The 13,890-nt window shown below is 38.4% G+C and carries 16 protein-coding genes; 12 read left to right on the top strand and 4 right to left on the bottom strand.

Features of this window, described 5'->3' with window-relative positions:
• Positions 1-154 precede the first annotated feature (154 nt).
• A complete protein-coding gene (locus NST66_RS24175; protein WP_013085332.1) occupies positions 155-592 on the top strand; it encodes a DUF86 domain-containing protein in 438 nt (145 codons plus the stop codon).
• Positions 593-666: 74 nt separating this feature from the next.
• Positions 667-1,437 (top strand): TIGR01457 family HAD-type hydrolase, encoded by a 771-nt coding sequence (locus NST66_RS24170; RefSeq protein ID WP_013059632.1) that lies wholly within the window; start codon positions 667-669, stop codon positions 1,435-1,437.
• A gap of 37 nt (positions 1,438-1,474) precedes the next feature.
• On the opposite strand, the gene NST66_RS24165 is transcribed toward NST66_RS24170, so the two are convergent.
• The gene (locus tag NST66_RS24165; RefSeq protein WP_013059631.1) at positions 1,475-1,975 is read right to left on the bottom strand and encodes a phosphatidylglycerophosphatase A family protein; all 501 of its coding nucleotides are present in this window, start codon (positions 1,973-1,975) and stop codon (positions 1,475-1,477) included.
• Positions 1,976-2,151: 176 nt separating this feature from the next.
• Between NST66_RS24165 and yutH the strand changes: the two genes are divergently transcribed.
• The 5 genes from yutH (at position 2,152) to thrB (ending at position 7,772) form a co-directional block, all read left to right on the top strand.
• Positions 2,152-3,153 (top strand): spore coat putative kinase YutH, encoded by a 1,002-nt coding sequence (gene yutH, locus NST66_RS24160; RefSeq protein ID WP_340843716.1) that lies wholly within the window; start codon positions 2,152-2,154, stop codon positions 3,151-3,153.
• Positions 3,154-3,270: 117 nt separating this feature from the next.
• A complete protein-coding gene (locus NST66_RS24155) occupies positions 3,271-4,260 on the top strand; it encodes a 2-hydroxyacid dehydrogenase (protein WP_033580451.1) in 990 nt (329 codons plus the stop codon).
• Positions 4,261-4,501: 241 nt separating this feature from the next.
• Entirely contained in the window at positions 4,502-5,803 is a 1,302-nt protein-coding gene (locus NST66_RS24150) for a homoserine dehydrogenase (protein WP_013059628.1), read from the top strand.
• Positions 5,803-6,864 (top strand): threonine synthase, encoded by a 1,062-nt coding sequence (thrC, locus tag NST66_RS24145; protein WP_025752680.1) that lies wholly within the window; start codon positions 5,803-5,805, stop codon positions 6,862-6,864. Before NST66_RS24150 ends, thrC begins: the two co-directional genes overlap by 1 nt.
• Positions 6,858-7,772 (top strand): homoserine kinase, encoded by a 915-nt coding sequence (thrB, locus tag NST66_RS24140; RefSeq protein WP_033580452.1) that lies wholly within the window; start codon positions 6,858-6,860, stop codon positions 7,770-7,772. Before thrC ends, thrB begins: the two co-directional genes overlap by 7 nt.
• 89 nt (positions 7,773-7,861) lie before the next feature.
• Here the strand turns inward: thrB and NST66_RS24135 are convergent, their stop codons facing one another.
• A complete protein-coding gene (locus NST66_RS24135; RefSeq protein ID WP_013059625.1) occupies positions 7,862-8,092 on the bottom strand; it encodes a NifU family protein in 231 nt (76 codons plus the stop codon).
• A 193-nt stretch (positions 8,093-8,285) separates the two neighbouring features.
• Between NST66_RS24135 and NST66_RS24130 the strand changes: the two genes are divergently transcribed.
• A complete protein-coding gene (locus NST66_RS24130; protein WP_033580453.1) occupies positions 8,286-8,612 on the top strand; it encodes a YuzD family protein in 327 nt (108 codons plus the stop codon).
• A gap of 43 nt (positions 8,613-8,655) precedes the next feature.
• On the opposite strand, the gene NST66_RS24125 is transcribed toward NST66_RS24130, so the two are convergent.
• Complete coding sequence (locus tag NST66_RS24125) at positions 8,656-9,720, bottom strand: NAD(P)/FAD-dependent oxidoreductase (protein ID WP_028412619.1); 1,065 nt, start codon at positions 9,718-9,720, stop codon at positions 8,656-8,658.
• 381 nt (positions 9,721-10,101) lie between these two features.
• Here NST66_RS24125 and NST66_RS24120 point away from each other — a divergent pair, with 381 nt between their 5' ends.
• The 4 genes from NST66_RS24120 to NST66_RS24105 all read left to right on the top strand — a co-directional run bounded on the left by NST66_RS24120 (position 10,102) and on the right by NST66_RS24105 (position 12,606).
• Positions 10,102-10,341 (top strand): YuzB family protein, encoded by a 240-nt coding sequence (locus tag NST66_RS24120; protein WP_033580454.1) that lies wholly within the window; start codon positions 10,102-10,104, stop codon positions 10,339-10,341.
• 302 nt (positions 10,342-10,643) lie between these two features.
• Positions 10,644-11,498 carry a diaminopimelate epimerase gene (gene dapF, locus NST66_RS24115; RefSeq protein WP_033580483.1) on the top strand — a complete coding sequence of 285 codons (855 nt, stop codon included), beginning with the start codon at positions 10,644-10,646 and terminating at the stop codon, positions 11,496-11,498.
• A 74-nt stretch (positions 11,499-11,572) separates the two neighbouring features.
• Entirely contained in the window at positions 11,573-11,938 is a 366-nt protein-coding gene (locus NST66_RS24110; protein WP_025752687.1) for a HesB/IscA family protein, read from the top strand.
• Positions 11,939-12,087: 149 nt separating this feature from the next.
• Positions 12,088-12,606, top strand: coding sequence for a hypothetical protein (locus tag NST66_RS24105; RefSeq protein ID WP_033580455.1), 519 nt, complete (start codon positions 12,088-12,090; stop codon positions 12,604-12,606).
• 27 nt (positions 12,607-12,633) lie between these two features.
• On the opposite strand, the gene NST66_RS24100 is transcribed toward NST66_RS24105, so the two are convergent.
• A complete protein-coding gene (locus tag NST66_RS24100) occupies positions 12,634-13,626 on the bottom strand; it encodes an NAD(P)/FAD-dependent oxidoreductase (RefSeq protein WP_013059618.1) in 993 nt (330 codons plus the stop codon).
• Between the last annotated feature and the right edge of the window lie 264 nt (positions 13,627-13,890).

The raw sequence follows: 13,890 nt of genomic DNA, 5'->3' as shown, positions 1-13,890 counted from the left end.
TCCTTTCATAGGTTGTATTTGTATCATATCAAATAAGGTCAAAAACAAAAATGAATTTATCAAATGGATAATGGGTCATGATAAAATAGAACAGGAACCCCGTTTGTTTATGAAAGAAGATTTATACAGAGCTGACAACTAGGGAGGAAATAATATGTACTTTGTAGATCGTGAAAAAATAGAAGCCACGCTTGTTTTTTTTGATGAACACGTTCGTTTGTTTGCTGAGCATTCGAGCTGGAACACAGAAATAGAGAAAAAGGCATTAGAGAGAATTGTACATCTTTTAATTGAAAACGTTTTAGATGTAGGAAATGCAATGATTGATGGTTTTATTATGAGAGACCCAGGCAGTTACGATGATATCATTGACATTTTAGTTGATGAGAAAGTGGTTAAAAAAGAGGAAGAAACACCATTAAAAGAGATTGTTCAATTGCGTAAAAGCCTTGTTCAAGAATATGTGGATGTTAATCATCAGGATATTTATCAAAAAGTGATGCAGCATAAAGACGTACTGGCGGCATTTTCAGAGCGCGTAAGGACATATCTAGAGACAGAGTTAGGACCTGTGTCTGCTTTTCGTAACTAAAGGCAAGCAATTTGTAGTTGTATAAAAAATAAGCTATGATTTCAAGTATGAGACTTGAAAGGAGATCACACAACATGAAGGAATATAAAGGATATTTGATTGATTTAGATGGAACCATGTACAAAGGAACAGAGCTAATTGCCGAGGCGCGTGATTTTGTTATTAAATTAAAGGAAAAAGGAATTCCTTATTTATTTGTAACAAACAACTCAACAAAAACGCCCGATAAAGTAGCTGAAAAGCTAGAGGCATTTGGCATTCCTGCAACAGAAGAGCAAGTTTTTACAACTAGCCAGGCAACAGCTAATTATTTGCATGAACGCAAAGCAAACGCTTCAGCTTATGTAATTGGTGGAGAAGGAATCCGACATGCGTTGCTTGAAAAAGGATTTACTATTGAAGAGGAAGATACGGATTTCGTAGTTGTTGGTTTGGATCAGGAAATTACATATGAAAAATTAGCAAAAGCATGTTTAAACGTTCGAAACGGGGCCTTTTTTGTTTCGACGAACGGAGATATTGCGATTCCTACTGAAAGAGGCTTACTGCCTGGTAATGGATCTATCACGTCCGTTATTACGGTTTCTACTCAAACAAATCCAGTATTTATTGGTAAACCAGAAAGTATTATTATGGAGCAAGCCCTTGAAGTCATCGGTACGCCAAAAGAAGAAACAATCATGATTGGTGATTACTATGATACAGATATTTTAGCAGGGATGAATGCAGGCTTAGATACATTATTAGTCCATACAGGGGTAACAACAAGAGAGTTACTAGAAGGATATGAGAAAAAGCCAACTTATACGGTAGATTCACTAAAAGAGTGGATGGAGCGAATTTAAAAAGCTGTCAATTGACAGCTTTTTTTGTTTTTAAAACCTATTCTTGACTGGCAGCCCGATGCGCTAACCGGCTAGAAGCAGCGGCAGCAATTGCGCCTACTAAATCATCTAAGAAAGTGTGGCACTCTCCAGTAGATTTATCGTTTAATCTTTCTAAAATACCCGGCTTTTGTTTATCAATATACCCGTAATTGGTAAAGCCGATTGATCCGTACACATTTACAATCGATAATGCTAAAATTTCGTCGATACCGTATAAACCTTCATCTTTCTCAAGAATATCCAACAGAGGCGGCTCAATCACTTTTTTTTCCGTGAGGACATCTAGTTGAATACCCGTTAAAATAGCATTTTGAACTTCTCGTTTAGAAATGACGCGCTCAACGTTATATAGACAGTCTTCGATTGTTAAGTTTGGGTGATACTTTTTTTGCAAGTAATAGACCAGTTCAGCAATGTCTGTAAGAGCCACGCCGCGTTCTATTAACCATTCTCTTGCTTTTTTTTCTAATTCACTTTGTGTATGTTTTTTCTCCAAGTATCATCACCTGTTTTCTATATATTTTTAAGTCTAAAGTTGTTTCATACTACTAACCCGGAGTAAATAACTATAAATGGTGTATTTCTAATCTATTCATTCCTCCGTAAATATTATGACAAGTAATGTTGTTTTCCATCATATAATTTCTTGAATGAATGAAGAGAGGGATTAAAATGATACAAACCATTTATGAGCATTACGGATTACGTCCAAATGAATTTATGCCCGTTGGTAAATTTGAAGGTTTTCAGTATCGAGATATTTTATATACAATCATTAGTGTAAAGCAAATGGAACAAGACGAGTTAAATGAACTATATCAAATGAGTCAATTTCTGATGGGCCAAGGTGATCGCCATGTGGCAACATTTATGCCTAATTTAAATGGAGAAATGATTACAGAAACTGAAACTGAAAAATTTATCATTTGCCGATGTCTTGCGGAAGAGAAAAACCCCAATTTTTCACCTGGGCACGAGCTAGCTGTTTTTCATCAAAAAGGGAGGCTGTTTCCTTATGAAGTGGAAAAAGCAAACCGGCTAGGGCAATGGAAGTCCATGTGGGAGAAGCGTCTCGACCAGATGGAGCAATTTTGGTATGGAAGATTACGTGCTTTACCTAATCAAGAGATGGAAAAACGTTTTTTAGAAACTTTTCCTTATTACCTAGGATTAACGGAAAATGCTATTCAATACCTAGTAGACACGGAAATTGACGATTTGCCCCGGTCAGTTGACGCTGCGACGATTTGTCATCATCGGTTCGGCCAAAAAACATGGGGGGAAGACCACGTTTACAAGCTCCCGGCAGACTGGGTTTTCGATCACCCTAGCAGAGATATAGCTGAATATATAAGGGAACAATATTTATTAACATACGCTGTCGATGAAAGGCACATGCATCAGTTTTTAAGTGAATACGAAAAGGTAAATCCACTTTCTTCTTTTTCATGGAGACTGTTATATGCTAGACTTCTTTTTCCCGTTCATTATTTTGAGGTCATTGAAGGATACTACAGTGTACAAGATGAGCGGGAAAAACAAAAGTATTATGAGAAGCTTGAAGGAGTATTAGCTCATTCTTCTCACTACGAAGCTTTTCTGAAGCGCTTTTACCAGTCGGTAGGCATTTCAACGTCTCGTTATCACATTCCTGAATTAACATGGATTCATTAAAAAGCGATTACTATAGAATATGATAAAATAGAAAAATAGGTGTTGGATAATCCAAACCCGTTTTTCTATTTTGTTTTTGTGCATGCAGTTTAAAAAGGATAAAGAGGTGGCGTACATATGGACAAGCCGTTTGTATTTATTACGAGAAAAATACCGAATGAATTAATTGAACCTTTAAAGGCAGTAGCGAATGTGGAAATGTGGGATAAAGAAGATGAGGCAGTTCCTCATGAGCTGCTTTGTGAAAAAGCTAAGCACGCACATGCTCTATTAACAATGCTTTCAGACCGTATTGACAGTGAATTGCTTACGCAAGCTCCTCATTTAAAGCTTGTAGCTAACTTAGCGGTCGGATTCGATAATATTGACATAGAAGCGGCAACTGAACGCGGAGTTATCGTTTCTAATACACCCGATGTTTTATCTGATACAACAGCGGATTTAACGTTTGGTTTGTTAATGAGTGTAGCTAGACGTTTAGTAGAAGCTGCTGAATACGTGAAAGAAAATCAGTGGAAAAGCTGGAGCCCATTTTTGTTAGCGGGTAGAGATGTTCATCATAAAACATTAGGTATTGTTGGAATGGGGAAAATTGGAGAGACGCTTGCGAAACGTGCTACAGGTTTTGATATGGAAATCTTGTATCACAATCGGAGCCGCAACCTCCAAGCAGAACAAAAGCTCGATGCAGTTTACTGTGAGTTAAATGAGCTGCTTGAGCGATCTGATTTTATTGTTTGTTTGACACCGTTAACGGACGAAACCAAACATTTATTTAATGCTGAAGCATTTAAACAGATGAAAACAACAGCGATTTTTATTAATGCTTCAAGAGGAGCAGTGGTTGATGAGCAAGCACTGTTACATGCAATTCAATCAGGTGAAATTGCCGGAGCTGGCTTGGATGTATTCGATCAAGAGCCTATTTCTGCTTCTCACCCTCTTCTTCAATTGCCTAATGTTGTAGCGCTTCCTCACATCGGCAGTGCGAGTATCGAAACGCGCACGGAAATGATTTCTTTATGCGTAAAAAACATTAAAGCAGTGCTCACAAACGAGTCTCCTATTACAATTGTAAATAAAGAAGCGTTTGCGAAAAAATCATAATGGAAAAAGGCAATTTCATTTCAGTGAAATTGTCTTTTTTTTATTAAAAAACAGTGGTAGCCATGTTATGATAATAAAATGAAATATTTTAAAAATTTACATTTATCTTTATATACCAATTTTTTTAACAAGTTTACGAGAAAAGATGGCCAGTAAACCTTGTAAAAAAGAAAAATAAGGTCTATAATGTCCTCTATAAGAGAACAAATGTATACGTAGAAAGAACACAGAGGTGAGGAATATGACAAAAAGTATTTCAGTAGGATTATTAGGGTTAGGAACGGTAGGAAGCGGAGTAGTCAAAATTATTGAAAATCATCAGGATAAATTAAGTCATCAAGTCGGATGTCCTGTAGAAGTTAAAAAAGTAGTAGTTAAAGATATTGATAAGAAACGTGACGTGGAGATCAGTGAAGATAAATTAACAACGAATGTTGAAGACGTTTTACATAACGCGGAGATTGACGTTGTCATTGAAGTAATGGGTGGCGTTGAAGAAACAAGAGACTATATCTTAACAGCCCTTCGTAATAAAAAGCATGTGGTAACGGCAAACAAAGATTTAATGGCGGTTTACGGCTCAGAATTGTTAACAGTAGCTTCTGAAAATAATTGTGATTTATTTTATGAAGCAAGTGTAGCTGGCGGTATTCCAATCCTTCGCGGATTAGCAGATGGGTTAGCATCTGATCGTATTACGAAGATGATGGGAATTGTCAATGGAACAACAAACTTCATTTTAACGAAAATGACAAAAGAAGGAAGCGCCTATGATGAAGTGTTAAAAGAAGCGCAGGATTTAGGATATGCTGAAGCGGATCCAACTTCTGACGTAGGTGGTTTAGATGCTGCTCGTAAAATGGCAATCTTGGCTACACTAGGGTTTTCAATGAAAATTGATTTGGATGATGTTCGTGTTCAAGGTATTACAGAAGTAACGGAAGAAGACTTGCAATATAGTAAACAACTAGGTTATACGATGAAACTGATTGGATATGCACATCGTGACGGTGACAATGTAGAAGTGAGTGTTCAGCCAACTCTTTTAGCAGATACACATCCTCTTGCTTCAGTAAGCGATGAGTACAATGCTGTGTATGTATACGGAGAAGCTGTCGGAGAGACGATGTTTTATGGACCGGGGGCAGGAAGCCTGCCAACTGCCACTGCTGTCGTATCCGATTTAGTAGGCGTTATGAAAAACATGCGTTTAGGTGTAAATGGTAAAAGTGCGGTAACACCTCAGTATCCAAAACAGTTAAAAGCAGAAGATGAAATGTTTTCAAAACATTTCTTACGTATTCACGTTAAAGATCAAGTTGGCGCATTTGCAAAATTAACAACACTGTTTTCAGAGCGTGGCGTGAGCTTCGAAAAAATTATCCAACTTCCTGTGAAAGGAAGCGAATTAGCTGAGATTGTTGTTGTTACACACAAAACGTCTCAAAAAGATTATGAGGAAATCCTTCAGCAGCTTCGGGATTTACCAATTGTAGAAAATGTAAAAAGCAGTTACCGCGTAGAGGGAGTTGGCACAGTATGATGTGGAAAGGTCTATTAGCTGAATATAAAGAATTTTTACCTGTAACAGAGAAAACACCTATGCTTACGCTACATGAAGGAAATACGCCTTTAATTCATCTTGCTCATTTATCAAAAGAGCTAGGCATTGATTTACATGTGAAAGTAGAAGGGTTAAATCCAACGGGGTCATTTAAAGACCGCGGAATGGTAATGGCTGTAGCAAAAGCAAAAGAAGAAGGAAGCAATACGGTTATTTGTGCATCTACAGGTAACACATCCGCAGCTGCCGCAGCTTATGCATCACGCGCTGGCATGCGCTGTATCGTTGTTATTCCAAATGGGAAAATTGCGATGGGGAAATTAGCTCAAGCTGTTATGTATGGTGCAGAAATTGTAGCAATTGAAGGAAACTTTGACCAAGCGCTTTCTATGGTTCGTAAGCTAAGTGAAACATCACCGGTTGCACTTGTAAACTCTGTGAACCCATACCGTATTGAAGGGCAAAAAACAGCTTCTTTCGAGATTTGTGAACAGCTTGGAAAAGCGCCGGACGTTTTAGCTATCCCAGTGGGGAATGCAGGGAATATTACAGCTTACTGGAAAGGATTCAAAGAATACAGTGAGCGTCACCAAACGTCTCTTCCTCACATGCATGGTTTTGAAGCAGAGGGTGCAGCGGCGATCGTGCGTAATCAAGTTATCGAAAATCCAGAAACAATTGCAACGGCTATTCGAATCGGAAATCCAGCAAGCTGGGATTATGCTGTAAACGCAGCAAAAGAATCAAACGGAAAAATTGATGAAGTGACAGATGAACAAATCTTAGAAGCATATCGTACAATTGCACGCAAAGAAGGCGTATTTGCAGAGCCAGGTTCTTGCGCTTCAATTGCTGGTGTGTTTAAAGATGTAGCTTCTGGTAAAATTGCAAAAGGTTCAACGGTTGTAGCTGTACTAACAGGTAATGGATTAAAAGATCCAAATGTAGCAATCGATGCTCATAACGTAAAGCCAGTGGTTTTACCAAATGATGAAGAAAAGGTATTTGAGTATATCCAAGGTGTCGTTGCTTCATGCTAGAAAATGAGCGTTTTGTCATTACGGTCCCAGCTAGCTCTGCTAATTTAGGGCCAGGATTTGATTCCATTGGAGTGGCTTTATCCCGCTACTTAAGATTAACAGTAGAGCGTCATGACGAATGGGTTTTTATCCCTGAAACGAAAGAAGTGCAAAGTATTCCTACAGGTACAGATAACTTAATGTATGAAGTGGCACAAGACGTGGCTCGTCAATTTAACATTGATCTTCCAAGTGCGAAGGTCAATGTTTGGAGCAACATTCCATTAGCAAGGGGACTTGGAAGCAGTGCATCGGCTATCGTAGCTGGAATCGAGCTGGCCAATGTACTGTGTGACTTGCGTTTATCAAAAAGAGAAAAGCTTCGCATCAGCAGCTTAATGGAAGGACATCCCGATAACGTCAGCCCGTCTATTTACGGCGGCATCGTTGTTGGTTACCATCATGAAAAGGAAACATATATTGCTCAAATACCTGAATTTGATGTCGATATTGTGATGGCTATTCCAGAATATGAATTAAAAACAACGGATGCCCGTGATGTGCTGCCTTCCGATATTAATTATCGCCATGCAGTAGAAGCTGGAGCAATAGGCAACATGCTAGTAGCAGCCTTGTTAAATAAAGATTTGCCTCTGGTAGGCGAATTTATGGAGAAAGATTTATATCACGAACCATATCGCATGAGACTCGTGCCAGAACTTTCTCTTGTGCGAAAAGAAGCAAAAGCTCTCGGCGCATACGGTGTGTCACTAAGCGGAGCCGGTCCGAGTGTATTATGTTTAGCACCAAAAGGAAAAGGAAAAGCGATTGCTGAACATATGTATGCTTTACTGCCGAACTGTGAAATAGATGTTTTACAAATTGACCGCAAAGGTGTATTTGTAGAAGCTGAAGTCACAACGAGCTAATAAAAAAATCCTCATTCATTTGAATGAGGATTTTTCATTTGCAAGCCCCAATAAAATGGGAGGTTGCTTTTATAATAAAATCAAAGAGATTAGAATACTTGTTCTACTTCAACTACACCAGGTACTTCTTCTAAAAGGGCACGTTCGATACCAGCTTTTAGCGTAATTGTTGAACTTGGGCAGCTTCCGCAAGCGCCTAAAAGACGTAATTTTACAATACCATCCTCTACGTCTACTAGCTCACAGTCTCCACCGTCGCGAAGTAAAAACGGACGAAGTTTTTCTAATACTTCTTGAACTTGCTCGTGCATTTCTGACATAACTATCGACTCCTTTCTTCTACTCTTATTATAAACGGTCTTTCATGAAAAATCTATTGGAGTATACATCGTAATGTTACCTTAAAAGAAAAAGATGTGCAATGAATCAGTTTTGTGTAAAATAGTATTCATAATGAAGTAAAAGTGTGAATAATCGTACAGTTTATATGTAAAGATTCAAGGGGGATGTGCTATGCAGTCAACTGAGGTAGAAGTGTGTATTTATGGAGCTGAAATTGTTTGTGCAAGCTGTGTTAACCTGCCGTCTTCAAAAGACACCTATGATTGGCTAGAGGCAGCTATTTCTCGTAAATATCCGAACCAACCGTTTGCTATCACGTATGTAGATATAAACGAGCCGCATACGGATCCGGAAAAAGCAGCTTTTGCCAAGCGTGTGATTGAAGAAGATTTATTCTATCCTGTAGTGGTCATTAATGGAGAGGTTGTTGGGGAAGGCAATCCGAAATTAAAGCGCGTATTTGAGGAAATGGAGAAGTATGGTTTCCGCGCATCATAACGAAAAAAGCCGTTAGATTGTCAGTCATCTAACGGCTTTTGTTTTATCCACTGTGGTGTTTATACATCCAAAGAATACCTGATTTCAATAATCGAGCTACGCGTCCTGTAATCGGACGTTCGGCAACTAAGCCAAACCCATGCTTTTTGCCTAATGAACCAAGTATGCCTTTTAATTTAATAGTTGGCAATTCATCAGGAAGCGCTTCGCCTTTCCAGCGGTGAAGAAGCACTTGCACAATTTGTTCAGCCTGACCTTCTGCAAGCTGAGCACTTGGGGCGTGCGGTAGGCTTGCACAGTCACCCAAAATGTAGACATTTTCATCGTCAGGCAAGTTATGGTATTTTGTCAATACGACGCGTCCTTGAGGATCTTTTTCCACGTCTAAATCGCGTACCACTTTATTTGGCTGAATGCCTGCTGTCCACACGATTGCATCGCTTTGAACGGGCTCATCATGATTATAAAGAATGTTCGGTTCTACTTTTGTAATATTAGCACTATTTACAATTTCGACACCGTTTGAAGTAAACCAAGTTTGAACGTAATTGCTTAAACGTTCTGGGAAAGCAGATAAAATTAATTTACCGCGGTCAAATAAGATGATTTTTAAATCCGGGCGGCTTTCTCTTAGCTCACTTGCCAGTTCTACTCCGCTTAATCCAGCTCCGACAATTGAAACAGTAGCGTGGGCCGGTAAGTTGTTTAATGTCTGATAAGTTGCTCGTGAAGCATCAATGGATTGAATGCTGTATGTATGCTCAAGAGCTCCGGGAACTCCATGATATTTATCTTCGCATCCGAGTCCTACAATCAGGTCATCGTAAGCGATCATTTGATCATCCACATAGACGCATTTCTCTTTCAGGTCTATTCGTTTTACACAGCCGTAGCGGATTTTTAAGCGAGGGTGTTCAGGAAAAGCAACACGGACATGTTGATCAGAGATTGTTCCAGCTGCAAGTGCATAGAATTCAGTTTTTAGTGAGTGATAAGGTGCTTTGTCAATAAGCGTTACTTCTACATCGTTAGGCAATTGATTCGGAAAAAGGCGCTGCAAAATGCGCATACCACCGTATCCGCCGCCCAGTATGACAAGGTTCTTCATGTGAATTTCCCCTTTAGCTTCATGCATTTTTGTTTTCTCTCTATTATTCTTGCTTTTAAGAATAGGAGGGTACAAATTACCGTTAATAAGGATGGTTGCCAAAAAGATATGAAAGGCTATATAAGATAACATATTTTACTTAAATAATAATTTAATATAACCTCGTTTGGTTTTCTATACATAAAAGTATAACTAAATTAATAAAAAACCACAATATGTTTCAACATAATTTCAAGCTATCCACGTAATAAAGCTTATTTATGCGTTTTTGAAAAAAGTCTATAAATCTAAAAAGCGCGCGCGAAATGAACGTGAATTTCTAAAGTTGACGTTGAAAATGAAAGGAGATAGGATAAACTAATAGTAGAGAGGTGAAAAAACGTGATACAGCCAATTATTGAATTTTGCGTTAGCAATTTAGCCAGCGGTTCTCAAGCAGCTTTAGAAAAGCTTGAAAAAGATCCAAATCTAGATATTATTGAATACGGATGTTTAGGTTATTGCGGGAAATGTTCACAATCTTTATTTGCCTTGGTAAATGGAGAGATTGTTACGGCGGAAACACCTGAACAGTTAGTAGATAATATCTACATTCATTTAGAAGAAAACCCAATGTTTTAAACTATCCCCGCTGTCGTATCTCTTTTTAGCAGGAGAGGGACATGAGGCTAATAGAATAGATGATGTAAGCACGGCTAGTCTTGCCGTGCTTTTTTATGCGTTTTTGCGCAAATATATGCGCTTTAACCATCCTCTTTGTAATCATAAAGCTTCTTTTGATTTTTAATACTCTAAAGGAGGACAAAATAAAAAACTCCTTAATCTTTATGATTAAGGAGCTAAAAAAACGGGGGATGATATTATTGTGTACAAAAGAGAATCACTTTATACTAGAGCTACATAAAAAAATAATGGGTGATAATATGAAAAAATTTCAGTTTACAAAAATGCATGCACTTGGCAACAACTATATCTACGTAAATATGTTTGAAGAACATATAGAAGAGCAAGAGTTAGCACCGCTTGCTGTAAAAGTCTCAAATGTTTATACGGGAATCGGATCGGATGGAATGATTCTTATTTGTCCATCTGAACGCGCAGATGTGAAAATGCGCGTATTTAATAATGACGGCTCGGAAGCAAAAAACTGCGGAAACGGTTTAAGATGTGTAGCTAAATATGCATACGAACATAATTTAGTAACAAGCGAAAGGTTTTTTATCGAAACGCTTTCTGGAGTTGTAGAAGCAACGGTACATCCGCAGGGAAATGAAGTTCCAGAAGTAACAATCGATATGGGAGAGCCTATTTTAGCTAGAGAACAAATTCCAATGACGGGAACAAGCCAATACCAAGTTGTTGATGAAGAGATGGAATTTGGAAAAGAACGGTTAAAAGGGACGGCTGTATCAATGGGAAATCCTCACGTCGTCTTTTATGTAAATGATATTGAACAAGCGCCTCTTACTACACTAGGTCCGGTAGTTGAAAAAGATGCGCGTTTTCCAGAAGGAGTGAACGTTGAATTTGTCGAGGTAGTGAACGAAAGAGAGCTGAACTTTCGCGTATGGGAAAGAGGTTCGGGTATCACTCAAGCATGCGGGACAGGAGCATGCGCTGCTGTTGTTTCTTCTGTGTTAAATGAGAAGACGAAAAAAGATGTGCCTACTGTTGTACACCTCGCTGGAGGAGATTTAACGATTGTTTGGCAAAATAAAGGCAATGTGTTAATGACAGGTCCAGCCAACGTGATTTGCGACGGCACGTATTATTATTAAAAATGAAGAAGCAGACGATTTGTCGTCACAGACATTTCGTCGTATACTAAACAAAAAAGGAGGTCTGTTTAAAAATGAGTCAAGATATCCTAACAATTACAGAAGCTGCAAGCTTTCAAATAAAAGATATGATGAAAGAACATGAAGAAGAAAATGCTTATTTACGTGTTACTGTAAATGGAGGAGGCTGCTCAGGTCTTTCTTACGGCATGGGTTTTGCACACGAAGTAAATGAAAACGATACGCTGTTTGAACAACATGGCATTAAGATTCTTGTAGATAGCGAAAGTGCTCCAATTTTAAAAGATGTAAAAATTGATTACAAGCAATCTATGCTAGGCGGAGGGTTTACAATTGATAACCCGAACGCCATTGCAGCATGCGGCTGCGGCTCTTCTTTCCGTACAGCAAGCAACGCAGGTGCTCCTGAAGAGTGCTAAGTATATTTTTATAAAAAAGCTTTCTTCACCTCATCTGGTGAAGAAAGCTTTTTTAGTGAGAAATTTTTGTATGTTACATCATCTACCAAACTTATTGACCGAATAATCAGTCTTTTTTATACTCAATAAAAAAGAGGAGATGAACGGATTTGATAGATGCGACTCGTTACGACGCAGAACAAGTAGGAGGTTATGGCAGTTTTCGTAAAAAAAATACCCTGCCTATTCTATGGAAGGGGTTTATAAACTGGTTAAAACTTGAAAATAGGAAAATGGAGTCTAAGGATGCAAAAAGTATTCACTTCAGTGAATCGCATTTATTTGTTCAACATTTGCCTTTTTCCTCAGGTGAAGTCTGTCATCAAAACTCGTCCTCTGCGCCTCTTAACCATTCTGAACCTTACATTCGCTATTATGAAAATGCTAATGCATCTCTGGCCGAAAGCTATGGAGCAGTGGAAGGAGAGCATATTCTGCTGATTGAACGTATTGTCGGTCAATCAGAGGTAGTAAAATATTTAAGCAAGCTCGAAGGCTTGAAGGCCTACAGAATGAGCGTAACTAGTCAAGAAGGAAACCATTCCTTTTATGAAATCTGTTTAATAAGCAGTGATGCAGAAATGATGAGTGAAATCATTCATCGAATGGTTACACCAATCCAGCAATGAAAAAAAGCAGGCGAGAGCCTGCTTTTTTTATGAGAACATTGACGTACTGTGCATAGGCTGTAAGCGAGCCTTTGGGTCAATGTATGCTTTAGCGTTATTAACGGCAGTCGGACCTTCGCCAAATCCTGCCACGATGAGTTTTACTTTTCCATCATATGTGCAGACATCACCTGCTGCATAGATGCCAGGAATATTTGTTTCTTGCTTTGAATTAACAACAATTGCATTTTTCTCTAAATCTAAGTCCCATTCTTTAATTGGACCTAGAGAAGAAACAAATCCAAAGTTTACAATAACATCATCTACGTCTACTACTGTCTTTTCTTCACCTTTTGTATTTTCTAACACAACTTGTGTAATACGGTCATCTCCAATAAATTCAACCGGTACATATGGTGTTTTAATATCAACTGATGAATTATGCAAGTTTTCTACGCTATGTTCATGAGCGCGGAACTTGTCTCGGCGATGCGTTAACGTTACTTTTTCTGCGATCGGCTCTAACATAAGAGACCAGTCTACAGCAGAATCCCCACCCCCGCATACTAATACTTTGCGGCCTTTGAATTTATTCATATCATCCACAAAATAGTGAAGGTTCGTTTGCTCGAACTGTTCTGCGTTTTCTAGCTCAATTTTACGGGGCTTAAATGCACCGTTTCCAGCCGTAATAATAATTGTTTTTGAATAGTGGACTTCAGAATTAGTAGTTAATCGGAATACACCGTCCGCTTGTTTTTCTACCTTTTCTACTGCTTGCTCTAGTGCAACTGCAGGTTTAAATTGATCCATTTGCTCTTTTAGGTTATTGACTAATTCTTGAGCACGTACTTTTGGAAACCCAGCTACGTCATAAATATATTTTTCAGGATATAAAGCAGAAAGCTGTCCACCGAGCTGTGGTAAGCTTTCAATAATTTTTACGCTCGCCTGACGCATACCGCCATAAAATGCTGTAAATAAGCCTGTAGGGCCGCCTCCGATGATGGTAATATCGTATACTTGTTTATCTTCTTTCATTTATAATCACCTCTAGATTGTTCTGTGCCAATGCATATTCTACTTTATGATAGCATAGTAAATTATAAAATATCATTAAAACACGCTGGAATGTTTGAGAAACTTTCTCAGCTTAAAGATCAGTATTTGCAATCATTAACATAACCACACGTTTTGGTCAAATATAAAACTGGGTATACAGGAAAGTAATTGAAAATTTAAAAGCTTGTAAATACAAAGTGAAGGGTTGAAAAACCGATGAAAAAAGCATAAGATGTTTGTGTA

It is taken from the genome of Priestia sp. FSL W8-0524 (assembly GCF_038005965.1).
GTDB lineage: Bacteria > Bacillota > Bacilli > Bacillales > Bacillaceae_H > Priestia > Priestia zanthoxyli.
Note: the sequence above shows the minus strand (reverse complement) of the source record. Positions and strands in the feature narration are given on the sequence as shown.

Coding starts and splice junctions, on each gene's coding strand:
- NST66_RS24175 (WP_013085332.1), top strand. CDS start 155: ATGTACTTTGTAGATCGTGAAAAAATAGAAGCCACGCTTGTTTTTTTT.
- NST66_RS24170 (WP_013059632.1), top strand. CDS start 667: ATGAAGGAATATAAAGGATATTTGATTGATTTAGATGGAACCATGTAC.
- yutH (WP_340843716.1), top strand. CDS start 2,152: ATGATACAAACCATTTATGAGCATTACGGATTACGTCCAAATGAATTT.
- NST66_RS24155 (WP_033580451.1), top strand. CDS start 3,271: ATGGACAAGCCGTTTGTATTTATTACGAGAAAAATACCGAATGAATTA.
- NST66_RS24150 (WP_013059628.1), top strand. CDS start 4,502: ATGACAAAAAGTATTTCAGTAGGATTATTAGGGTTAGGAACGGTAGGA.
- thrC (WP_025752680.1), top strand. CDS start 5,803: ATGTGGAAAGGTCTATTAGCTGAATATAAAGAATTTTTACCTGTAACA.
- thrB (WP_033580452.1), top strand. CDS start 6,858: ATGCTAGAAAATGAGCGTTTTGTCATTACGGTCCCAGCTAGCTCTGCT.
- NST66_RS24135 (WP_013059625.1), bottom strand. CDS start 8,092: ATGTCAGAAATGCACGAGCAAGTTCAAGAAGTATTAGAAAAACTTCGT.
- NST66_RS24130 (WP_033580453.1), top strand. CDS start 8,286: ATGCAGTCAACTGAGGTAGAAGTGTGTATTTATGGAGCTGAAATTGTT.
- NST66_RS24125 (WP_028412619.1), bottom strand. CDS start 9,720: ATGAAGAACCTTGTCATACTGGGCGGCGGATACGGTGGTATGCGCATT.
- dapF (WP_033580483.1), top strand. CDS start 10,644: ATGAAAAAATTTCAGTTTACAAAAATGCATGCACTTGGCAACAACTAT.
- NST66_RS24110 (WP_025752687.1), top strand. CDS start 11,573: ATGAGTCAAGATATCCTAACAATTACAGAAGCTGCAAGCTTTCAAATA.
- NST66_RS24100 (WP_013059618.1), bottom strand. CDS start 13,626: ATGAAAGAAGATAAACAAGTATACGATATTACCATCATCGGAGGCGGC.